Here is a 23,471-nt window from a genome sequence, read left to right as displayed (position 1 = left end):
CAATGCTTAAGGCTATTTTTAGTACTTTTTTAATAACTTTGCTATTTAATATTGGGTTACTGAATTATTGATTTATTGAATGTAGCATTACCATTCGCGATTTCAACAATTGTAAAACCCAATAGTTTAATTTTTAACTGTATTTAATTACTTGGATTACACGATAGCCGATTAGTTTATTCATCGCCTAATTTTATAATTCAGTAACTCAATAATTCAATAATTAATGTCGCTTGTAATTTTAGCCATCGAATCCTCTTGTGATGATACCTCTGCTTCGGTTTGTGTTGATGGTGTTGTATTAAGCAACGTTATTGCCAACCAATCTATACACGAAGCTTACGGCGGTGTCGTCCCTGAGCTTGCCTCAAGGGTTCATCAGCAAAATATTGTTCCGGCTGTACAGCAGGCATTAATAAAAGCAAAAGTAAGCAAAAATGCGGTGGATGCGGTAGCTTTTACACGCGGCCCCGGACTTTTAGGGTCATTATTAGTTGGCGTCTCCTTCGCCAAAGCTTTTGCACTGGCAAAAAACATCCCCATTATTGAAATAAACCACATGCAGGCGCATGTGCTGGCCCATTTTATTGGCGAGCGCAAACCATCTTTCCCGTTTCTATGTCTTACCGTATCGGGCGGGCATACGCAGATAGTTTTAGTGAAAGATTATTTTGATATGAAAGTAGTGGGCCAAACGTTGGATGATGCTGCAGGCGAAGCAATGGATAAAACCAGCAAGATATTGGGGCTGCCATATCCCGGCGGGCCTTTGATTGATAAGCATGCACGTTTGGGCGATCCTGATAAATACAAGTTCCCCGAGCCGCAGATCACCGGATTTGATTTCAGTTTTAGCGGTTTAAAAACATCCATCCTTTATTTTATAAGGGATAATGTTGCGCTTAACCCCAATTTTATTGCCGATAATTTAAATGATATTTGCGCGTCGGTTGAAAAGCGGATAGTTACCATACTGCTTAATAAGCTAAAAAAAGCTGCCGATGAATATGGTATAAAAGATATTGCTTTAGCCGGAGGCGTATCGGCCAATACAGGACTACGGCAGGGATTACAGGCAATGGGCGATAAAAACGGCTGGAACTGTTTTATACCCGAAATGCAATATTGTACAGACAATGCCGGCATGATTGCTATAGCCGGCTACCATAAATATTTAAAAGGCGAATTTGCCGAACAAAGTATAACGCCATTGGCAAGGATGAGTTTTTAAAGTATGAATTATAGAATTAATGAATTATCGATTTAATTTTATAATCTCACATTAAAAACTCAATAACTCATTAATTCAATAACTCAATAATTAAAATGACCGCTCCTTCACTCATCTTCTGGACAATTTTTGTATTACCGCTTGTGGTATTTTTAATCTGGTTGATCCGCCAGGATAAACGCTCAGGCTGGATTGGGTTGATCGTGCTGGCTATTACCGTTATTGGTGGTATAGTTTGGATGTATGTAAAAACAGGCGGGAAGTAGGACCGTTTGTAAGTGTGCCAGGTGTACCAGCTGTGCCAAGTGTTACACCTGTACCTGGCACAGTACACTAAAACATAATCGACTTAAATTCATACCCCTTCTTACTCCAATACTCCATCGCCTCGGGCAAAACAAACTCTAGTCTGTCAAACGCTTTAAGGCTATCATGGAAAAGTACAATATCACCGGCCGTTGTATTTTTCGTCACGTTATCCAGGCAGCTTTCGGGCCACAGGTCCATATCAAAATCGCCGCTTAAAATGTTCCACATGACGAATTTCAGATCAGGCCTGGCTTCTTTCAACAGCTTTACCTGCGATCTTGTTATGCGCCCGTAAGGCGGCCTGAAAAGGTTGCTGCCAATTAATTCATCAGCCTGTAAAAAATTATCCAGGTAGGTTAAATTATCGGTTTTCCAACCTTTTAGGTGGTTATACGTATGATTGCCTACTGCATGGCCATCGGCTTTTATCTGTTCAAAAATGTCGGGATGTTTGCGTATGTTGTCGCCAATACAAAAAAAAGTGGCTTTGGCATGGTACTGCTTTAAAATATTTAATACAAAAGGTGTAACAATAGGTATGGGTCCATCGTCAAACGTCAGATAAATGCAGCGGTCAGCCTTGTTTATATCCCAGGTTAATTGGGGATACAGCTTTTTAAGAAGCCAGGGAGTTTTTACCAGGTACATTTAACAAATATTATATTTGAGCAATTTGTGAAAATAGGTTGGGGTTTTCAAATATAATAGCTAATACTTAAATCTAATAATTGTACAGGAATATCCTTATGACAGAATTTATATTTAAACGGGTAAGCATTCTAAGTTTGCTGGTTATAGCTTTAACAGGCTTTACCGCAAAGGCGCAAGAAAAAATCACCCTGCAAATGGCGGTCGACCGCACTTTGGCAAATAACTTGACTATAAAACAGGCGCAGGTTACCGAGTCTATTGGTACATTAGACCTGCAACAATCTAAAAACAACTTACTGCCAAGCTTAAACGCCAGCACCCAAGGCGGTTATAATTTTGGCCGAAGCCAGGTTGCTGGTTCATTTACTTATACTTCATCCACGTCGTTAAACATAAACGGTAATGCGCAATTACAATTAACGGTTTACCAGGGCGGCCAGTTACGCAACCAGATCATACAAAACAGGCTATTGCTTGACGTTAACAAGGGGCAGACAGCCAAAATTAAAAACGATTTAATACTAAGCGTAGTAACCACCTACCTGCAAATATTAACCAACCAGGATTTAGTTACTGCCGCAAAACAACAAATAGATATCGCCAACCAAACATTATCCAAATCAGATATCAGCTTTAAAGTAGGTAACCAAACGCTGGCAGACCTGTCGCAAGCTAAGGCGCAGGTATCAACCGCTAATTTAAATTTAACTACCGCCCAAAATCAACTTGATCTTTCTATGTTGATTTTAAAGCAATATATGGAGATGAACCCATATACGCCTATTGAGGTTGAAAGGCCCGACATTAGCAAGCTTACCGATATCCAAACTATATATGATGCCAATGAGGTTGTAAAGACAGCCTTAACGGTTAACCCGGATATCCGCCTGGCCGAGCTACAACAAAAAACGTATCAGCAGGCTATTAAACTGGCTAAAGGTTATTACTATCCTACGGTTAGTTTATACGGGGGGCTGGCTTCAAGTTATTCAGATCGTTTAAACCAAAAGGTTATCGGATCAACTGCCGTAACCCAGCAAATAGGTATAGTTCAAGCCACTAACCAATCGGTTGTTACGGCTTCCCAACAACCTATTTATGGGCCATATTCTGCGTTTAGCCAGATCAATGATAACTTTAACCAAAACATAGGCTTAAGTATCCAGATCCCTATTTTTAATAAATTTAACACGCGCACTACAGTGCGCAAGGCCGAACTTAATTTGCAGGGCGCGCAGCTAAGTACTCAAATAGCAAAAAACAATTTAAGCAAGACCATTATACAAGCAGTACTTGATTTAAACGCCGCCGAGAAACAATACCTATCGGCAACACAAACATTTGAAGCTAACAAGGATGCTTTAAATGTTACCAAGCAGCGTTATGATGTGGGTTTGGTAAACTCGCTTGATTATAATACCGCGGTTACCAATTTTAATAAATCGCAAAACGACATGATAGAAGCACGCTACAGCGTTGTTTTTAGAAGCAAAATAATTGATTATTACCTGGGTAAAACCATAACACTTTAAAATAAATAAATCCTGAACACATTATGGGAAAGACTACAAAATATATACTAATTGGATTAGGCGTAGTGGCTGTATTGCTGATAATTGGCAAGGTAACCGGTGTAATTGGTAAATCTGATAAAACACAGGTTGCTACCGACAAGGCTGCTATACGTGAGATAAACGAAACCGTATCGGCAAGTGGTAAGATCAAACCGCATGTTGAGGTGAAAATAAGCCCCGAAGTATCAGGCGAGGTTGTTGAGCTGCCGATAAAAGAAGGCGACGTTGTTAAAAAAGGACAGCTGCTTTGTAAAATACGCCCGGACATTTTAAAGTCGGGTTATGAGCGTGCAGTTGCATCGTACAACTCGCAAAAAGCAAGCGTAGGTAACTCAAGCCAAATGTTGAAACAATCCGAAGCTACATTTGCCAACCAATCTGCAATCTATAAAAGAAGTAAAGAACTGTTTGACAAAAAGGTATTAACCGCTGCCGAGTTTGACAATGCCAAAGCCAGCTACGAAGGTGCAAAAGCATCGTTAGAAGCAGCCAAGCAAAATGTAATTGGCTCTACATATGGTTTGGCCCAATCATCAGCTACTGTTAAAGAGGCCCAGGATAATTTGTACAAAACAACCATCTATTCGCCGGTTGATGGTGTGGTTTCTAAACTATCCATAGAAAAAGGCGAACGTGTTTTAGGTACCGCGCAATTTGCAGGTACAGAGATCATGACCATATCTGATCTTAGCCAGATGGACGTAAATGTTGATGTTAACGAAAATGACATTAACCGCATAACCGTTGGCGATTCCTCAAAAATTGAGGTGGATGCCTTCTTAGGTAAAAAATTTAATGGCGTGGTTACAGAGATAGGCAGCTCGGCCAATGTGGTAGGTACCACTGCCGACCAGGTTACCAATTTTACCGTTAAAGTTAGGATCGACCCAAAATCGTACACCGATCTGCTGAATAAAACCGGTGCTAACCCGTCACCATTCCGCCCGGGATTGACTGCTACCGTTGATATTAAAACTAACCATACCACCGCACTGGCAGTGCCTATCCAATCGGTAACTACCCGCGACGATAAAAAGGCAGATGCAACAGCCCCTAAAAAGGACGACAGTAAGGTTGTTAAAGCAAATAACGCCCCGGCAAAAGAATATGTATTTATTTATAACAACGGTAAGGTTAAACAGATACAGGTTACCACCGGCATCCAGGATGATATGTATATACAGGTGCTAACCGGCCTTAAAGCAGGTGATGAAGTGGTGTCTGCACCATATCCTGCTATTTCTAAAACTTTAAAAGATGGTGCCGAGGTTGAGAAGGTAGATAAATCAAAATTGTTTACCAGCGAAAAGGATAATAAATAATTAATATCCAACTAATAATATAAAGGCTGACCGCAAGGTTGGCCTTTTTTGTTACCTGCCTGCACATCTCCACATTTTCATTAACTTTGGCCCGTCAATATAAACCCGGCAGGATGCAAAGTAAAAATAACAAAATACTGGTTGTTGGTGGGGGTAGCTGGGCAACGGCAAATATTAAAATGCTGGCCGATAATACCACCGAGAAGGAAATTTTTTGGTGGATGCGTAACGCCCAGGCGGTAGATCATGTGAAGCAATTTGGGCATAATCCTAACTACTTAAGCTCGGTTGAAATAAAGGTACCTGCTGCTAATATCTCTACAGATCTTAAATCACTGGTACAGCAAGCCGATATTATTTTATTGAATGTGCCGGCCGCTTTCCTCAAAGAAGCGCTGACAGATATCACCGCCGATGACCTTGCCGGTAAAAAACTGGTATCGGCTATTAAGGGCATAGTACCTGATGAGAACCTGATAATAGGCGAGTTTTTAAACAAGCAGTATAATGTTTCCTTTGATGACATAGCGGTTATCAGCGGCCCCTGCCATGCCGAGGAGGTGGCACTTGAAAAACTATCCTATTTAACCATAGCCTCTGGCGACCCCGCCCTGGCCGCCGAATTTGCGGGTATGCTCAATACCCGTTACATCAAAACAATCGTGTCTGACGACATTTATGGTACCGAATATGCCGCGGTGTTGAAGAATATCTATGCCATTGCCGGCGGTATTTGCCACGGCGTTGGTTATGGCGACAATTTCCAGGCGGTGCTGATATCAAATGCCATCCGCGAGCTGATGCGATTTGTGGATGCCGTACATCCCATAACACGCGACATTAAAGAGTCTGCCTACCTGGGCGATTTGCTGGTAACGGCCTACTCGCAGTTTAGCCGTAACCGTACCTTTGGTAACATGATAGGCAAGGGTTACACTGTACGCTCGGCCCAGTTAGAGATGAATATGATTGCCGAGGGCTACTATGCAGTTAATTGCCTCCACGAGGTTAATAAGCAGTACAACGTAGATATGCCCATAGTTGAAGCGGTATATAACATCCTTTATCAAAAACGCTCGCCGGCTTTCGAGATGAAACAGTTGGCGGATAAGCTGAATTAGCAGCGGTTTATATTCACACCGGCTTCGGCCTTTAACTGGTAGTATTTCAAATTTTTTTCAGACATTGTCCCTTTTGCCGGTAGTAATTTAAGGTGCTTTCCGGGTATTAGGGGGTAATGCCAATGGCAAGGGTTAACCTAAAACCGGCCTGATTGGCTGGAAATAGCCTTTTGCAAAACTTCTACAATTTACAAGGCTAATTTCCTTAAATACTTAAAATGATCTTTGCAAAGATTTAAGCGAGGCAATATCAAATAACAAAATTTAGATGGTAGTTTTGGTGACTTCTATGTTTTAGAAACCAATTAAAATCTAACGGTGTTTAAGCCCTTATCAACCAAAAAACCATCAATGGCTTCAAGATCGAACTTCACTTTCCGTTTAGCTTTAAATTTCAAAACAAACATATCAACATCGCCTTCAACCGCCGCTTTTTTTCCAATGTTTACGAAAGTGGGGTACAGTGCTTTGGTGCCATTGGAGTGAAGCCTGTCATTCGTCAGGTTCTCCATATTCTTAACGCCCTGTGTTTGCACGGCTATAAATTCATAATCATTTTGGTTATAAGGCAGGGCAAAACTTAAGGCATTAACTGATTTAAGGTCTACCCCTTTCACCAACACGTCAATTATTTCGCCCCGGTCATAATTTTGCTTATACGTATTTAATTCAATCTTACCTGCCACCTTTTCAGCGTCATTACCAGCTATACCGCCTTCTAATTGCGTAGCCACTACCGAGATATCGAAGGCATCAATAAGATTGTTTTTGTTGATATCGCCATTGCTCACATAACCTTCAAAGTCAGCATCACCTTTACGTAAGCCGGTATAATTGGTGTACGAAATTAAATCGTTTCTATCAATTAAATGGTCATTATTTATATCGCCAGGGAACAGGCTTTCTGTACCCGGCACTTTAAACACATACAATTCTCTGCCCGACCCAAACCCGCCTACGCCATCGGTAACACTTAGCTTAATATAACGCATAGCAGGGTGTTTGTCAAAATTGAATACTTTAACGGCATCATTATTTGCCCACTCAAAGCTGCCTGCCTGGCTCCAGTCTTCTTTGTTAGTACTGTAATAAACGGTTCCTTTTAGTAATATGCCATTGCCTCTGCCAGTACGCGGCAGGTATTGAAACTTATCAAGCTGATTAATAGATTTTAGGTCCATTATCAAATCAAACGGAACTGCTTTGGTGCTCCATTTAGTATGCCACATGTCGTCCTCATCAAAATCAAATAGCTTATCCACATCGGTTCCGCCCTCGTTTGGTACAGAGGTTTTGCCAACAATCCCTGCAATTGCAAACTGCAGCGGATTGTTTTTTGTAGTGGCTTTAAATTCTACCCAACCTGATTGCCCGTCTTTATTTACCGCCCGCAGTTTAAAAGAATAACTGGTTTCGGCCTTAAGTCCATCAAACAAAAGCATTGTATCTTTAATGGTGCTATAAAGCATGCTGTTAAATTCAATTTCATAAAAATCGGCGTTTTTTACTTTACTCCAGGTAGGTTTCAGGGTATATGCCTCGCTACTTTCGGCCTTTACTCCGGCATTTAATGGCGCAGAAAGTGCTCCGCCAGAAACATGGAACTTATCGGCAGGGGCAAACTTAAATCCACCTATTGTGACCAATACTGCTTTACTGCTCACATCAGTAACTTCCAATTTAATTAACAACTGTGGGTTTTTAGCCAGCACCTGTTTTTCAAACATACTTCCTTTTGTAGCGAAAGTATTAAAATTGGGAGCTAGGTTATAATAGTAAACATTAGCTTTACGGTTAAAGTCGGCCATGGTGTTAACCTGCTGTAAATTAATTGGTTTAGCACCTATCTTTGCTAAAATTATTTTTGGTTTTTCGGTAACATTGATCCTAAACTCGGTCGATTTTTGTTTCACAAATCCGATAAAATTACCCTTAGTGGGTTGCACCAGCAGATGTAGTATATTTTGTTGATCAAGGTTAGACGTAATTAATGTTGTTACTCCCTTACCCAATTTGTAGGCTTCTGTTGTACCATCATCATCGTACTCTGTAAATGAGCTTTTTCCCGAAGGATAAATTTCATATATACGATTTCCTTTATTTATTTGCGCTACATTATTATTAGGGTTAGTCATGGGGATAATGGCCCCGCTTTTAACAAACACCGGCAATTTCCATATAGGTGCATTAAAATTATTGATGATACGATTGCCTTCATATCTTTCGCCCGAAAAATAATCGATCCATAAGCCTTCCGGCAGGTAAATACCGTTTCTAATATCGTTCCCCTCTGTATCGGGCCGGGTAGCCTGGTAAATTGGCGCTATCAGAAAATCAGGCCCGTATAGATACTGATATTGTGTAGCCGGGCCCATAGTGTAAGGATTGGGATACTGTAAAAACATAGCCCTTATAATAGGCAAGCCTGTTACCGCGGTTTTTGCGATGCTGTAGGTGTAAGGTATAAGCGCAGATTTAAGCTTCAGGTAATTACGGTTAATTGAAGCTGCCGGTTCGCCCAAAGCCTGGGGATATTTGGGGTCGTATCCCCAACCATCCATGTTCAATTGCATAGGGCCAAAGGTTTTCCATTGAAAATCGCGAATATTAATAATCGGATTTTTACCACCAAAAATGCCATCCATATCAGAGGTGATATTGGGTTGCCCGGATAACCCCGAGCCGATATAGGTGGGTATATGAAAACGAATGTATTCCCAAACGCCACCGGTTTGGTCGCCCGACCAAATTGCAGCATAACGTTGTGTCCCGGCCCAGCCATCTAACGATATTGTGAAAGGGCGGCTATTGTTACTGTATTGGGGTATGATTTGAGCTACATCGGCTACGCCATTTAACCCGAAAGAATATCCTGCGCCCACCCATGCTACATCTGTTTTCAAAACACGCACCCCCGCGTCGTGTACTTCTTTAACAATATCCCTTTGCAGTAACGCACTTACTTCAGGTTTTGGATGTAAGTCTGATTGTGTCCATAAGCCTATTTCAACCCCATTTTTACGTGCATAATCGCCAAAATCTTTCAGGTTTTTGATATTGCCGTCTAATGTCTCTGTCTGCCCATAGCCTGCACCATACCCATCATTTGGCAATATCCAGCCCAAAGGCATATCATTACTTTTATAACGATCTATCACCGCGCGTGCCGAAAACTGATAATTGTTTTTTTCTCCGTTAAGTGACTCTTTAATCCCGCTGTTATCTTTTTGACTTTCTTTATACCTTTTTCCGTCTTCAAACAAAATCCCTTTTGGATCTTCTTTCCAATAGTCGCGGTTATACGCGTTTAGGTGCCCTTCGTAAAACCCAAACTTAGGCAGCAGCACCGGGTTGCCCGTTAATTGATAAAAATCGTTTAATAAGGCTCCGGCATCTGGGTCAACCATAAAAAACACATCCAAATAAGGGCTATCATGCGATAGCTTTACTGTGCCTTTTTCTTTTGCGCCAAAATCATACCTTCCTTTTTTAAAGGTATACCACATACAACCATACCCCCTGGTAGACCAATAATAAGGCGTTGGAGAAGCCACCCCGCCATCGGTCCAACTGTTTTGATTATCAATGGAAATGATCCTTCCCTTATGAGAAAAATGGCCGTTTTGTACCCCTCCGCCATAAAAATATTCATCAGCATTTTCTTTCAGGCTAAGTGTTACCTGTTTAGGGTCAAAGTTAATGGGCCTGATAAGTTCTAATACGGTACTTTGCGTTGCAGTATTCAGTACCTTAAATTGAGTTGTTTGCTTATCAAACAGGATCGTTATCCGCCTGTTTTTGATAGTAATTTGATTGTTTACATCACTTAAATTTAATGATGAAAGCGGGTGACGGGGGTTATCAACCAGGATTTTGGCTTCGGGCTTCGCCTCCGGGTCTCTGAAAGAACCGCCAGAATTATCCTGAAAAAGCCTGAATATATTGTCGCCATAAAAATCAATCAGCATTCGTTTTTTATCGGCAAGCAATATCTCTATGGTGCTCTCATTAATTTTTTTGGCACTTAAAATGGCCGGATCTTGTTGCACAACACTTTTAAATTCAGCCAATTTACTTACTGCATGTATCGGCTGGATAGTACAAAACGGAAGAGCCAGGGCCAACAAAACGATTTTACTTTTTTTAACGTACCAATTTTTTTCTCCCATTGTTTATTGTTGGTGCCTGTAATACACCCGATTTGATTTCTAATTTATTGTTTTTTGGCCGGATAAGTTGTTTATCAACCATCTGCAAACACGGCAGTTTATAATCGCTGGCAAATTTAATAAGATGTTTGATTATATGCATTAAATAACCTACATCAGCTAACAAAACAGTACAGCAATTATTTCTTTAACAGAAACTATATTACGCTACATGTCATAAATTAAGCATTTATGCCAAACAAATGCAATTGGCAGCAATATTGTATAGATAGGTTAACAAACACAACAACCCATGAAAAATACATTCAAAATAGCTTTACTTACTGCCGGAATATTTGCGGCAAGCCAAAGCTTTGCTCAACACCACGAACCGGTTACCAAAAAAGTAGGCCATGCTGCCGAAGATGTAGGCCATGCAACAGCAGTAGCGGCTAAAGACGTAGGTCATAAAACGTCTGAAGTTTCTGTTAAAGGAGCTGCGGCTATTACGGGTAAAAGATACAATGGCCACTGGGCACCAACAGGCGAACTGGTTTATATTGATAAACACTCGCGCTACTATTATGTAGACAAACGCGGCCATTACAAATATTTAAGCAAATGGCAGTTAAAGACTACTAAACCTTATAAACGCTAAGAAGTCATAAGGGTATTAATACAACAAGTACTACAATGAAATACATATTAATAGCCGTTCACATCCTTACCGCTGTACTGTTGGTAAGTATGTCGTAATAAACAGATTATAGGTTGAAGATTATTAATGTGTAGTTTGCTTTTAAAGATATTAATAAGCGCGCTACGCATCGGTTAAAGATTAGTAATTAACGAATAATGATTATGCTATTGCTAATCTTTGAAAACGATCTTAATATGCCAGTTAAAGGTTAGTTAATTTAAGACAAAGCAGATCATTGCTGAGATCTTTAATTAGCTAACCCTTTTTATTTCTGCGTTTACCAAAAAACAAAAGCCCTTTCAATCAATTGAAAAGGCTCTGTTAACTAAACTAAAACTAAAAACTATCTTGAAGTGATGGGAGGTTAGTGATCAGAGATTAGTTTAATTGTATCCTAATCTCTGATCTCCTATCACTAATTAACTTAAAATCTGCGTTTACGTTCCGGGCGATCTTCGCGGCTTTTGCCTGAAAAATCGCGGAATCCCGCCTTGCTTGGTGCACCGCTTCCACGGTGTCCGCCTTCTCTGCGCTCGCCACCACCACTACGGTTGTAGCCACCGCCACCTTCACGGCGCTCGCCACCACGGTAGCCGCCTTCGCGGCGCTCGCCACCGCCACTGCGGGTAGTGCTTGTGCCTTCGCCTGATACTTCAATCCTAACTTCGCGGCCTTTAAACTCAACGCCTTTAAAGTTGTTCATTACGGTTTCTGTTTCGGCATTTGGCACTTCAAAGAAAGAGTAAACACCTTTAACGTCTATTTTACCTACAGTGCGGCCACTTATTTTACCATTGGTGCAAATGTAACCCAGCAAATCGCCACGGTTAAACTCATCAACAGAGCCTAAGTTTATAAATAAACGGGTGTATTCTGATTTGCCACCTTCGCCACGTGGAGCACGTTCACCACGCTCACCACGCTCGCGGTCAAAACGGCCTTCTTCAACAGGAGCGTTCAAGTCAGGTGCGTTTTTGTAATAATCCAGGAAGCGGTTAAACTCGATAGATGCAAAACGTTTAATGAAATCTTCTTTGCTCAGGTCCTTAAACTCGTCCATTATACGTGGAAGATATTGTTCAATTTGCTGCTCGTTTACCTCTACATTATGTATGGTATGTACTATCGAGAATAATTGTTTCTCGCAAACATCAAAACCTGTAGGAATTTCAACCTTAACAAATTTTTTGCCTAAGCCACGCTCAATCTGGCGTATTTTACCTAATTCTTTTGCGTTGATGATAGAGATAGATACACCTGTTTTACCGGCACGGGCAGTACGTCCGCTACGGTGGGTGTAATTCTCAACCTCATCAGGTAATGAATAGTTAATTACGTGTGTAACGTCGTTAACATCGATACCTCGTGCGGCAACGTCTGTAGCAATTAACAGCTGCAGATTACGCTCGCGGTAGCGTTTCATAACTTTATCGCGTTGTTGTTGTGACAGGTCACCGTGTAATGAATCAGCGTTGTAGCCATCTTTCATTAACGCTTCTGCAATATCCTGAGTCTCAATTTTGGTACGGCAAAATACGATACCGAAAATGTCAGGATTAAAATCAACAATGCGTTTAAATGCGGCATACTTATCACGGGCACGTACTACATAGTACTCATGCTCAATGTTAGCGTTGCCGGTGTTTTTAGTACCCATGGTAAGCTCAAACGGCTCATTCATGTACTTTTTAGCTATGCGGCGCACTTCGGCCGGCATAGTTGCAGAAAACAACCAGGTTTTCTTAGTGTCCGGTGTGGTAGACAGGATACTGTCAATATCTTCCTGAAAGCCCATATTGAGCATTTCATCAGCTTCATCCAATACTACAAATTTCACCTTTGTAAAGTCAATTGCCTTACGGTTGATGATATCAAGCATACGGCCAGGTGTGGCAACGACAATTTGTACGCCGCGTCTTATCTGGCGTAATTGGTCTGAAATACTGGCTCCGCCATAAACGGCAACAACGTTCACGTTGCCCATTTTTTTGGAGTAGTTTTTAATGTCGTTAGTAATTTGCAAACAAAGTTCGCGTGTAGGGCATAAAACAAGTGCCTGTGGATGATTTTCTTCGAAATCCAACAGTTCTAACAATGGTAGGCCAAAGGCAGCAGTCTTACCGGTCCCGGTTTGGGCTAATCCGACAAAATCGTTGCTGCCTGTTAACAATACCGGGATTGACTGTTCCTGGATTGGCGTAGGGTTTTCGAACCCTAACTCAGAGATGGCATTAACAATATCATGACGGATTCCCAGATTAATAAATGGGTTCATGAATTTAAATAACGGACTTGGCTACATCGCCAAATCGGGCGCAAAGGTAGCGTTAATTTTTGGCATTTCAAAGTGTAATCGAGATCTGATTTATAAGATTGTCCCTTTACCCTGTTAAATGAACCCAATATATTGATAAATAATGGCTGCTATTTAGGCAAATAACAGTAAATCAATATTATGCTATGAAGCCTCCTCCACATTATCGGGCCTTATCAACCCCTTGTTCCTGCTGTTATAAGCTATAAATAAGGCAATCACCCCGGCCGTTATACAAACGTCGGCTACATTAAAAATGCCGGTGCGAAAGTCGCCGATACCCAGGTTCATAAAGTCCGTTACATGGCGGTCATATATAATACGGTCGATAATGTTTCCCAGGCCGCCGGCCAGTATTAAAGTAAGGCCGAATAGCTTGAACCAGGTAAAGTTGTTAATTTGCTTTACTACATAAATAAACAATGCTATCATCACAAACAACGGCAGTATAGCCAACAACCAAAAACTGGCAGCTTGCGGCAAATTATCGCCGAAGCTTAGCGCTGCACCGGTATTCTCGGCATACTCTAAAACAAAAGTGTTATGAAAGTAAGACTTTGGCGGGTTATTCATTAAATGGTCTTTAGCAAGTTGCTTAGTTACCCTGTCACAGCCGATAAATGTGGTGCATACCACACAAAACAATAATATTTTAACCCAGGTTTTCATGATAGTTATCTTAACCTGTCGGCAGATCTTACCAGCTTTTCGTCGCGCTGTATTGATTTTTGCGCCAGTACAATCAGCAATAAGCTTAAGGACAGCAATATAATACCTATACCATAATTACTAAAGCTTAAATAAGCATCGGCAATGGCATCCTTTACCGTTTGCGATACCCAATAGCTGTAGGCTATGATCAAAAACATTAAACCGTAGCATAAATTAATTTGCTTGCGTCGATCCTTATACATAAAAATAACCGGCAGTGGGGCCAGCGCCACAAATACGGTAGCTATGGTTAACGCCATAAAAAAAACGGTATGGGTTGATGCCCCGTTAACGTCCTGGTAAACGCCGGTAACCATAATAGTAAGGGCATTGCCATGTACAGAAACATTATGAACTAACGGAAACACAAATAAGGCAGCCAGCACCAGGCCCGCAGCTAATAAATATATACTTTGTATACGTTGTAACATGATTATAAAAAAATTATCCAGCAAATATAATTGAGCGATTGACAAAATTGTCATATAAAGGATACATTAATTATTATTTGTAAATAATAGTGTAGCTTTAACCTGCTTAAATCATTACAATTATGGCCGATACCCCTGAAGCAGCACTTACACCCAAGGATGTAAAATTTGAGGATGACCTTCTGAAAAAAATGTTCCTTGAACATTTAAACAGCATTTATTTTGGCAAGCAACACTTGCTTGATTTTTTTGGCGAGATAGCAATAATTGCGTCGTTACAGCAGTTAAAATTAGCAATTGAAGAGCTAAAGACCGATACCAATAACCAGATACTGCAAATGGACGCGATTTACCTGTCCATACATAAAGGGCCTGAAAAAACCAGTGTATTAGGTATGAAAGCCATGACGCTGGAAGCTTATTTGTCGGTTATTAAATCGGGCAAGACACCGCTTGAGCGGGATGTGTTCATACTTTTTTACCTGCAGATAATTGAAGGTATTGAAATAACCTATTTTAAAGTTTTAAAGAATCTGGCCAAAGCGATAGGCTATAGCAATACTTTCCTTGATCAGCCTTTTGATATCGCGGTTGAGAATAAGATTTTATTTGAAGCCATTTATAAGGAGTATATCAGTTGATCAGTGATTGGAGGTTAGAGATTTGTTATCGTTTAACTAATCTCTGATCACTAATTAACTAATCACTATTTTTGCTCGGTGACTTCAACCCAACGCTATTTCATCCAACTATCTTACGATGGTACCAATTATCATGGCTGGCAAACACAACCTAACGCTGTTGCTGTGCAGGAGGTCTTGGATAAGGCGCTGTCGACCGTTTTGCGGGAGCCCATTGAGACCTTAGGCTGTGGCCGTACGGATACCGGGGTACATGCTAAAGATTTTTTCGCGCATTTTAGCCCCAAGCCCCCTGAAGAAGGAGCTTTTGATGAAGCAGGCTTAAAGAATTTGGTTAGGAGTTTAAATTCTGTTTTGCCGCATGATATCGCAATAAAGAATATTTTGCCGGTTCATGCTGGGGCACACGCCCGGTTTGACGCTACGCTGCGTTCCTACCAATATCATATCCATTTTAATAAAGATCCTTTTAAGCATGGTTACTCGTGGTTGCTGCGCGATGTGCCCGATTTAAAGCTAATGAATGAGGCAGCCCGGATCATTATGGAATACACTGATTTTAGCTGTTTCAGTAAATCAAATACCCAAACTAAAACCAATAACTGCAAAATAAGCCGTGCAGAGTGGGTAAGGGAAGATGATGGCATAGTGTTTCACATCTCGGCCGACCGCTTTTTGCGCAACATGGTGCGTGCCATAGTGGGTACACTAATTATGGTGGGCCGAAAGGAAATACAACCGGAAGCGGTGCGCGATATTATTGAGAGCAAGAACCGCAGTAATGCCGGGGCATCTGTACCGGCTTGCGCATTGTATTTAACGGAGGTGAAGTACCCGTATTTATAATATTTTGGATTTCGTATGTTAGATTTCGGATTTATTAAATTTACCTTTGTATTCACTAATTCACTCAATCAATAATTCAATAATTGGACAAAGTTACCGGTAAAGCCTTCGACTGGCGCCTCTTAAAACGCGTAATGCATTATGTTAAACCGTATAATACTACGTTTAACCTATCGGCATTTTTAACAGTGTTTTTGGCGGTGACCGCCCTGCTGCAACCTATCCTGATCCAAAAAACGCTTGACGAGCATATCATGCTAAATGATTATAACGGCCTGCTGTTTATGGTGGAGTTGATGATAGGCATACTTATTATTCAAACAGTAGCGCAGTATTATCAAACTTATTTAACCAACGCGCTTGGGCAATCGGTTATCCGCGATCTGCGGATTGATGTTTTTAATCATATTACCAGCTTAAGGTTAAAATATTTTGACCGTACACCTATCGGGATGCTGATCACCCGCACGGTGTCCGACCTGGAAACCATTGCTGATATTTTTTCGGAGGGCTTGATCTCTATCATTGGCGATTTGCTGCTGGTAGTTGCAGTAATTGGGCTGATGCTTTACCAGGATTGGAAACTGGCGCTCATTACCATGATACCGATGCCGTTTTTACTGGCAGCAACCTATGTTTTTAAGGAAGCTATAAAATCATCATTCCAGGAAGTGCGTACGCAGGTGGCGCAACTAAATACTTTTTTGGCCGAGCATATTTCGGGCGTCAGCATTATCCAAAACTTCGCCCGCGAAGAGCAGGAGATGCGCAAGTTTAAAGCCGTTAACTTAAAATACCGCGATGCCAATATCCGTTCTAACTGGTATTACTCTATTTTCTTCCCCGTGGTTGAGGTCCTGTTCGCAATTTGTATGGGGCTATTGGTTTGGTATGGTTGTAAACGGATCTTGTCCGACGAGCAGATCGTTAGTCTTTCTGCATCAGGCAAAGGGGTTACGCCGGGCGTAATTACCGGGTTTATTTTATTGCTCACGATGTTGTTCAGGCCGATACGCCAGTTGGCCGATAAATTTAATACCTTACAAATGGGCATGGTAGGCGCCGACCGCATTTTTAAAGTTTTGGATACCGATGAAGTTGCCATTAACCCCGGCACACTAAAACCAACCCGCTTAGACGGCGAGATAGAATTTAAAAATGTCTGGTTTGCTTATAATGATGAGAACTGGGTATTGAAGGATATCAACTTCCACATAAAACCCGGCGAAACACTGGCGTTGGTTGGGGCTACCGGTGCGGGCAAATCATCAACCATAAATATTTTAAACCGGTTTTACGAGATAGGGAAGGGCGAGGTAAAGGTTGACGGCCATAACCTGATGGACTATGATGTTAACTACCTGCGCGCACAGATTGCCACGGTGATACAGGATGTGTTTTTGTTTACCGATACCATTGCCAATAACATCAGCCTGAATAATGAGCAGATAACCCGGGAACAGATCATCGCGGCAGCAAAGGATGTGGGCGCGCACGAGTTTATTGAACGCCTGCCCGGTGGTTATGATTATAATGTAATGGAGCGCGGTGCTACGCTATCAGCAGGGCAGGCGCAGCTGATATCCTTTATCCGCGCGCTGGTTTATAACCCTGCGATATTAGTGCTGGATGAGGCTACATCATCCGTTGATACTGAGACCGAGATCCTGATACAAAACGCTATTAATAAGCTGATGCAGGGCCGTACGGCTATTGTTATAGCCCATCGCTTATCAACCATACAAAATGCAGATAAGATAATCGTGCTTGATCATGGCGAAATAAAAGAAATGGGTACTCACCAGGAACTGCTGCGTATAGATCATGGGTATTACCGCAAGTTGTATGATCTGCAGTTTAATTCTACCGGAATATCCAGATAGTCATTAGTCAGGCTGCACTTGTCCTTTATCCATGCCTTTCTCTGCGGGTGGAGTTTTTACAGGATCAACCGGCTGCTCTTCTCTTTCGTGTTTGTTGGCTATATCGCCGCCGTGTGGCTGGTCGGCATCATAGCGTTTATCTTCACTGCGTACTTTGGCTTTGCCACCGTTATCATTGGGCCTGTGGGTTGGTGTATCCGCTGGCGATGCTTTGTCTGTTGAGTTTGCTGGCTTTGTCATACCCAAATAACAGGCATTAAACAATTTTGTTTATACCGCAGCAGGCGTTAAATTTTGTTAAAGTGCCCACAAAACCTAATTAATAAAATATAAACTTTTACCTTTAGGCAGGGTTTCTTAATTTCGCAGAAACTATAAGCAGGTTATGGAAGAATTTGAAGTAAGCGAATCGGCAAATAAAACAAAGACAATATACATATCAACCGTGTTTGGCATTGCTATGGTATTGCTGATGATTGGCTTGCTTGGGTTAATATTGGTACATGCCAATAACCTTTCGCGCTACGTTAAGGAAAACATCGTCCTTAATATTTTTGTTGACGATGCCGCCCACGAAACCGATGTGCGCCAGTTACAAACGCAACTGGAGAATAACCCGGCGGTTAAACAAGCTATATATGTAAGTAAAGAGCTGGCTGCCCGCAACCTGCAAAAAGACCTTGGCGAAGACTTTGTAAAGTTTTTGGGCTATAATCCATTATCGCAATCGATAGATGTTTACCTGAATGCCGACTTTGCCAACAGTGCCGAGATAACCAAGTTTAAAGCACAGCTGCTAAAAAATCCACTGGTTAAAGAGGTTAAATACCAGCAATCACTGGTCGATCAGATGAACGCAAATTTAACTTCCATCACCTTAGTAATACTGGCCTTTACCGGCATATTTGTAGTGGTATCGGTAGCTTTAATTAATAATACTATCCGCCTCGCTATATACTCGCAACGGTTTTTAATTAAGTCGATGCAGTTGGTGGGCGCAACTAAAGGGTTTATTCGCAAGCCGTTTTTATTATACGGTATCTGGCATGGCCTTTTAGGCGGACTGATAGCCGTTATTATATTGGTGGGCACACTTTACCTGGCAAACCTGCAGATCCCTGATTTGGTTATCCTGCAAAACAATGCCGAGTTTGGCGTAGTGTTTTTACTGGTAATAGGCTTGGGTATATTTATATCAGCCTTTAGTACGTATCTTGCAGTAAACAAATTTTTACGTTTAAAAATATATGACCTTTATAGGTAAAAGGTGAAAGGGAAGAAGGTAAAAGGCAAACTTTTATTCACTCAATCACTAATTCAATCATTCAATAATTAAACAGATGGCAAAGACCACACAAACAACAAAAACAGCGGCAAACACTACACCTGTAAAATTTATATTCGATAAAAGTAACTACACCTGGTTCATCATCAGTATAGCTGTTGTGGCATTTGGTTTCTTTTTAATGTCGGGTACTACTGATATTTACAGCACCACTAAAATTGTTATTGCACCAATTGTTGTATTAGCAGGTTTCGGCATTGGCTTTTACGCCATCTTAAAAAAGCCGGAGACTAAATAGATAATAGTTCATGGTAGCATAACCTACAATCTTCCAACCTTACAACAACCTTACCCCTCCTCATGAATATTATTCACGTAATTGTCCTTGCCATAATTGAAGGGCTTACCGAGTTTTTACCCGTATCATCAACCGGTCACCTGGTTGTTGCCAGCGCCCTTATGGGTATTGGTAAAGACGAATTTGTAAAACTTTTCGAGATCGTTATCCAGTTGGGTGCTATCCTGGCGGTAGTGGTATTATACTTTAAACGCTTTTTCCGCTCTATCGATTTTTATGTGAAGTTGATTATAGGCGTAATACCCGCTGTTATCTTCGGCCTGTTGTTAAAAAAGAAAATAGACATCCTTTTAGAGAGCCCATTGATAGTAGCCTTTGCTTTTGTAATAGGCGGGGTTATTTTGTTGTTTGTCGACGAATGGTTTAACAAACCGACAATCGATGACGAAAAAGATATTAGTTACCTCACAGCGCTTAAAATAGGCTTCTTTCAATGCCTGGCTATGGTGCCGGGTGTATCACGTTCAGGCGCTTCAATAGTTGGTGGTATGACCCAAAAGTTAAGCCGCAAAGCAGCAGCCGAATTTTCTTTCTTCCTGGCCGTGCCTACCATGTTTGGCGCAACGCTAAAGGACCTTTACGATTTTTACAAACACGGCAACATGACTGCAGCCGACATACAACAGGATATTAAATTTTTATTGATAGGCAGCGTTGTAGCATTTGTTGTAGCGTTACTGGCCATAAAATCATTTATTACTTTTTTAGAGCAAAAAGGCTTTAAGCTGTTTGGTATTTACCGCATTTTAGCGGGGATAGTGATCATTATTTTATACTATACAGGAAACGCATTGCACACTGTTTAAGACACTTAACGGAATATTAACAGGGCGACTGCTTTTAAAAGCGGTCGCTTTTTTTATGCGTATTTACGCGTGTGTAACAAAGGTGTTATTTGTACAATAAGTGGCAATTTAAAAATAGGCACAGCGTTTGTATAACATTCTTCAACAAATCGAATTAACGTAATGTGCCGATTTGATGAATTTCAAAAAAGCATATATTTCTCATATATATTGGTTTATAATTGGTTAGTAAGCGCTCCTGCCCATCAGGAGCGCTACTTGTTTGCCCCCTAACCCCCTGAAGGGGGAATGAATAGGCAAAGTCTTTATATCAAACAGAATAATTGAGGACGGCCCTAAGCAAGCTTTTTCCGCAACCATTTCCTGGCCGGCTCATCATACCATTTCAATGCGGCATAGGCCAAACCGATAGCGCCTGTTAAAATGAGTAGCGCATAAGGCCAAGCCTGTACTATTGTAACGCCTTTATGGTTGCTGATCCAGGCAACGTAAAAATAAACCAGCGGATAGTGCACCATATAAAGCGGATAGGATATATCACCCAGGAATTTACATATCCTGTTCTCTGTTTGAGTTTTCAGCACGCCGCTGGCGCCAAGGTATACGATAAGCGGGAAAACGATGATGATGCAAACAGACTCATAAATCCCGTTCATCCAAAAATGCCCGGCACCGCCAATGCGCGGCATATAAAGCAGGATAGCTATTAAAAGCGTGCACCATAAAAAGGCATTTTTAATTTGGGTTGGTTTTGCTATACGCGATAGTAACAAACCGGCAAAGAAAGAGTATAAGGTTCGTGTCAGACCAAATCGTACCTGTGACACATTCAAGGTCCAGCCACCACTGACGTCGCCGTTAGTGATTGCCAGGTGCGCAAGCGCGATAGCGGCAATGCCTACCAGGATACCTAATGCCGTTTTAGACCATTTCCTGATCCAGAGAGCATAAAGAATGTTGGCGATATACTCAAAGAACAATGACCATCCCACGCTATTTAGGGGGTGCATCTCCTCCCAGCCACGGATATCAAGCGATAATGGTACGGGCAGGATAGTATAGCCAATCAGCATCACCAGCAGCATCTTCCATACAGGAACAGTATGAATAAGCGGCCATAGCGTAGAATCTGTGAAATAGAACCCGATAGCGCCGAGGGTCATCCCCAAAATCACCATGGGCTGAAGGCGTTCGATACGGCGTTTGAAGAAATTGCCGACCGTCATTTTATTCCATCTGTCGTCATACGCGTAGCCCATAACAAAACCCGACAACAAAAAGAAAAAATCTACAGCCAGGTAGCCATGATTGACAAGTTTATCTAAATTACCGGTGGCTAACGGCTCGCATAGGTGGAAGGTTACAACAATAATAGCTGCGACACCGCGCAGGCCGTCTAATATAGGGTAGTGCGGCTTCGTGGCCAGTTCATTATTATTCATTGGTAAAATAGGAATACAAGCTATAAGTTAAAACAGGCGCAAATTATAAAAAAGAATGGCTGGTTATTTATCAAGCTCCTTCATGTTCTTTCCAATCCTATTCTTCTCCACTTTATTCTTCGCCAGTTTAAAAGCACGCTGTAAATGCTGCAAAGCTATTTCTTTATCAATCCCGGTATATAAATATCCCAACAATGAATGGTACAAATGATTATCCAGTAGTTGCGTTAATTTCTCTGCTTCCACAATCGCTTTTTCTTTACCACCGGCTTTAGCCAAAGCATAAGTGCGATTGAGTGCCGCCATGGGCGAATACTCCAGGATCAATAGCTTATTATAAAGCTGTAATATGTTTTCCCATTTTTCGACGCTGTCTTCCTTTTTGGTATGCCAGTAGGCAATGGCCGCTTCTAAATGATAGCGGCTAAGCTGTTCGCCGCGCGATGCAAGGATCAGGTAGTTGGTTCCTCTTGATATCAGTTCATCGTTCCAGAGGCTAGTGTCTTGCTCATCATATATGATCATTTCGCCGTCCTTATCCATTCGGGCATCAAACCGCGACGCGTGGAAGCACATTAAAGCAAACAGCGCGTTAACAGCGGGGATGTCGGTAGTTTTGTTGTTTACCAGCAGATGGTTTAGGCGCATTGCTTCCAGGCAAAGGTCACGGCGTAAATTAATATTGCCGCTGCTGGAGTAATAACCCTCGTTAAACAACAGGTATAAAGTAAGCAGCACAGTTTCCAAACGCTTGTTTATCTCGTTAGCATTGGGGAACTCAATTTTTACATGCTCCTCGCGCAATTTCTCCTTCGCCCTAAACAGCCGCTTGTTAATGGTTTCTTTGTTTGACAGGAAGGCATCGGCAATTTCATCAATACCAAAACCGCAAAGTATCCGCAACGCCAGGCCTATCTGCGCCTCGGCCGGGATAATGGGCTGGCAAATGGCAAACATCATTTGCAGCTGGCTGTCGTTTATGTTTTCTTCGGACAGGTCTATCTCTAATTCGCTAACCTGCGCGTTTTCATGCTGGATAGCCGGGCTTACCTTTTGGGTAAAGATGGCGTTATGCTTTAAATGGTCCTTAGCTTTGTTTTTGGCAACGGTGTACAGCCAGGCAGCGGGGTTTTCGGGTAGCTTTTTTGCCCAGGTTTCGGTAGCCAGCAGGAAGGTATCGCCGGCAATATCTTCGGCTATTTGTATATGCTCAAACCCAAACAGCCGGGCAAGTACAGCAACTATCTTGCGGTATTCGGTACGATATAAATTGGGTAACAGCTGGTCGTTTTGCATAAAACAAAACACCCCCGTATTACCGGGGATGTTAAAATAAAATTATTGCATCGGTATAATCTGGCGCACTTCAACATTGCCGCCTGTGGCTAATATGGGGCAGTCCTTTGATAGTTCGGCAGCTTCTTCAAGCGATGCTGCGCGGATTATGATAAAACCACCTACAGCTTCCTTAACTTCAACATAAGGGCCGTTAGTAATTACATTGCCCGGTTTTACAATTTTGCCATCAACAGCTAAGCGTGCGCCGCTGTTTGCCAGTTTGTTTTGAGCTGCAAGGCCACCCATCCAATCTTGCCATGGTTTGGTAATTGCCTGCATTTGTTCAGGTGTAAGCTGGGCATCAAAGCCGGCATCGCGTCTAAAGATCAATAAGAAATCGTTCATGTTATTTGAGTTTAA

21 protein-coding genes are annotated in these 23,471 nt (G+C 41.7%); 12 read left to right on the top strand and 9 right to left on the bottom strand.

Annotated elements, in window-relative coordinates:
* Positions 1 to 226 precede the first annotated feature (226 nt).
* Positions 227 to 1,231 carry a tRNA (adenosine(37)-N6)-threonylcarbamoyltransferase complex transferase subunit TsaD gene (gene tsaD, locus ABIB50_RS15855; protein WP_429381162.1) on the top strand — a complete coding sequence of 335 codons (1,005 nt, stop codon included), beginning with the start codon at positions 227 to 229 and terminating at the stop codon, positions 1,229 to 1,231.
* Positions 1,232 to 1,326: 95 nt separating this feature from the next.
* Positions 1,327 to 1,497 (top strand): hypothetical protein, encoded by a 171-nt coding sequence (locus tag ABIB50_RS15850; protein WP_429381160.1) that lies wholly within the window; start codon positions 1,327 to 1,329, stop codon positions 1,495 to 1,497.
* Positions 1,498 to 1,564: 67 nt separating this feature from the next.
* Here ABIB50_RS15850 and ABIB50_RS15845 read toward each other — a convergent pair whose 3' ends face one another.
* Positions 1,565 to 2,188 carry a polysaccharide deacetylase family protein gene (locus ABIB50_RS15845; RefSeq protein ID WP_429381158.1) on the bottom strand — a complete coding sequence of 208 codons (624 nt, stop codon included), beginning with the start codon at positions 2,186 to 2,188 and terminating at the stop codon, positions 1,565 to 1,567.
* 98 nt (positions 2,189 to 2,286) lie between these two features.
* Here ABIB50_RS15845 and ABIB50_RS15840 point away from each other — a divergent pair, with 98 nt between their 5' ends.
* From ABIB50_RS15840 to ABIB50_RS15830, 3 genes are all read left to right on the top strand, one after another.
* Positions 2,287 to 3,723 carry a TolC family protein gene (locus tag ABIB50_RS15840; RefSeq protein ID WP_429381156.1) on the top strand — a complete coding sequence of 479 codons (1,437 nt, stop codon included), beginning with the start codon at positions 2,287 to 2,289 and terminating at the stop codon, positions 3,721 to 3,723.
* Between the two features lie 23 nt (positions 3,724 to 3,746).
* Entirely contained in the window at positions 3,747 to 5,087 is a 1,341-nt protein-coding gene (locus tag ABIB50_RS15835) for an efflux RND transporter periplasmic adaptor subunit (RefSeq protein WP_429381154.1), read from the top strand.
* A gap of 113 nt (positions 5,088 to 5,200) precedes the next feature.
* Entirely contained in the window at positions 5,201 to 6,208 is a 1,008-nt protein-coding gene (locus ABIB50_RS15830) for an NAD(P)H-dependent glycerol-3-phosphate dehydrogenase (RefSeq protein WP_429381152.1), read from the top strand.
* A gap of 305 nt (positions 6,209 to 6,513) precedes the next feature.
* Here ABIB50_RS15830 and ABIB50_RS15825 read toward each other — a convergent pair whose 3' ends face one another.
* Positions 6,514 to 10,377, bottom strand: coding sequence for a TIM-barrel domain-containing protein (locus tag ABIB50_RS15825; RefSeq protein WP_429381150.1), 3,864 nt, complete (start codon positions 10,375 to 10,377; stop codon positions 6,514 to 6,516).
* Between the two features lie 292 nt (positions 10,378 to 10,669).
* On the opposite strand from ABIB50_RS15825, the gene ABIB50_RS15820 reads away from it, so the two are divergent.
* The gene (locus ABIB50_RS15820) at positions 10,670 to 11,014 is read left to right on the top strand and encodes a hypothetical protein (RefSeq protein ID WP_429381148.1); all 345 of its coding nucleotides are present in this window, start codon (positions 10,670 to 10,672) and stop codon (positions 11,012 to 11,014) included.
* A 466-nt stretch (positions 11,015 to 11,480) separates the two neighbouring features.
* On the opposite strand, the gene ABIB50_RS15815 is transcribed toward ABIB50_RS15820, so the two are convergent.
* From ABIB50_RS15815 to ABIB50_RS15805, 3 genes are all read right to left on the bottom strand, one after another.
* Positions 11,481 to 13,331, bottom strand: a complete 1,851-nt coding sequence (locus ABIB50_RS15815) for a DEAD/DEAH box helicase (RefSeq protein ID WP_429381146.1) — start codon at positions 13,329 to 13,331, stop codon at positions 11,481 to 11,483.
* Between the two features lie 183 nt (positions 13,332 to 13,514).
* Entirely contained in the window at positions 13,515 to 14,039 is a 525-nt protein-coding gene (gene lspA / locus ABIB50_RS15810) for a signal peptidase II (protein WP_429381144.1), read from the bottom strand.
* A gap of 5 nt (positions 14,040 to 14,044) precedes the next feature.
* A complete protein-coding gene (locus ABIB50_RS15805) occupies positions 14,045 to 14,512 on the bottom strand; it encodes a DUF4293 family protein (RefSeq protein WP_429381142.1) in 468 nt (155 codons plus the stop codon).
* A 122-nt stretch (positions 14,513 to 14,634) separates the two neighbouring features.
* Here ABIB50_RS15805 and ABIB50_RS15800 point away from each other — a divergent pair, with 122 nt between their 5' ends.
* The 3 genes from ABIB50_RS15800 to ABIB50_RS15790 all read left to right on the top strand — a co-directional run bounded on the left by ABIB50_RS15800 (position 14,635) and on the right by ABIB50_RS15790 (position 17,882).
* Entirely contained in the window at positions 14,635 to 15,153 is a 519-nt protein-coding gene (locus ABIB50_RS15800) for a DUF892 family protein (RefSeq protein ID WP_429381140.1), read from the top strand.
* A gap of 78 nt (positions 15,154 to 15,231) precedes the next feature.
* Positions 15,232 to 15,999, top strand: a complete 768-nt coding sequence (gene truA / locus ABIB50_RS15795; protein WP_429381138.1) for a tRNA pseudouridine(38-40) synthase TruA — start codon at positions 15,232 to 15,234, stop codon at positions 15,997 to 15,999.
* 134 nt (positions 16,000 to 16,133) lie between these two features.
* The gene (locus tag ABIB50_RS15790) at positions 16,134 to 17,882 is read left to right on the top strand and encodes an ABC transporter ATP-binding protein (protein ID WP_429381539.1); all 1,749 of its coding nucleotides are present in this window, start codon (positions 16,134 to 16,136) and stop codon (positions 17,880 to 17,882) included.
* 3 nt (positions 17,883 to 17,885) lie between these two features.
* Here ABIB50_RS15790 and ABIB50_RS15785 read toward each other — a convergent pair whose 3' ends face one another.
* Complete coding sequence (locus tag ABIB50_RS15785) at positions 17,886 to 18,122, bottom strand: hypothetical protein (RefSeq protein ID WP_429381136.1); 237 nt, start codon at positions 18,120 to 18,122, stop codon at positions 17,886 to 17,888.
* Between the two features lie 145 nt (positions 18,123 to 18,267).
* On the opposite strand from ABIB50_RS15785, the gene ABIB50_RS15780 reads away from it, so the two are divergent.
* The 3 genes from ABIB50_RS15780 (at position 18,268) to ABIB50_RS15770 (ending at position 20,331) form a co-directional block, all read left to right on the top strand.
* Positions 18,268 to 19,146, top strand: coding sequence for a cell division protein FtsX (locus ABIB50_RS15780; protein ID WP_429381134.1), 879 nt, complete (start codon positions 18,268 to 18,270; stop codon positions 19,144 to 19,146).
* A 76-nt stretch (positions 19,147 to 19,222) separates the two neighbouring features.
* A complete protein-coding gene (locus ABIB50_RS15775; protein WP_429381132.1) occupies positions 19,223 to 19,465 on the top strand; it encodes a DUF3098 domain-containing protein in 243 nt (80 codons plus the stop codon).
* A gap of 62 nt (positions 19,466 to 19,527) precedes the next feature.
* Positions 19,528 to 20,331, top strand: coding sequence for an undecaprenyl-diphosphate phosphatase (locus tag ABIB50_RS15770; RefSeq protein ID WP_429381130.1), 804 nt, complete (start codon positions 19,528 to 19,530; stop codon positions 20,329 to 20,331).
* A gap of 335 nt (positions 20,332 to 20,666) precedes the next feature.
* On the opposite strand, the gene ABIB50_RS15765 is transcribed toward ABIB50_RS15770, so the two are convergent.
* From ABIB50_RS15765 to ABIB50_RS15755, 3 genes are all read right to left on the bottom strand, one after another.
* Positions 20,667 to 21,773 (bottom strand): acyltransferase family protein, encoded by a 1,107-nt coding sequence (locus ABIB50_RS15765; RefSeq protein WP_429381128.1) that lies wholly within the window; start codon positions 21,771 to 21,773, stop codon positions 20,667 to 20,669.
* A gap of 63 nt (positions 21,774 to 21,836) precedes the next feature.
* Positions 21,837 to 23,069, bottom strand: a complete 1,233-nt coding sequence (locus ABIB50_RS15760) for an RNA polymerase sigma factor (RefSeq protein WP_429381126.1) — start codon at positions 23,067 to 23,069, stop codon at positions 21,837 to 21,839.
* 42 nt (positions 23,070 to 23,111) lie between these two features.
* Positions 23,112 to 23,456 carry a YciI family protein gene (locus ABIB50_RS15755; protein WP_429381124.1) on the bottom strand — a complete coding sequence of 115 codons (345 nt, stop codon included), beginning with the start codon at positions 23,454 to 23,456 and terminating at the stop codon, positions 23,112 to 23,114.
* Between the last annotated feature and the right edge of the window lie 15 nt (positions 23,457 to 23,471).

The sequence above is a fragment of the Mucilaginibacter sp. UYCu711 genome, assembly GCF_050433825.1.
In the GTDB taxonomy this organism is placed as follows: Bacteria; Bacteroidota; Bacteroidia; order Sphingobacteriales; family Sphingobacteriaceae; genus Mucilaginibacter.
This window is presented reverse-complemented; position numbering and strand designations above follow the sequence as displayed.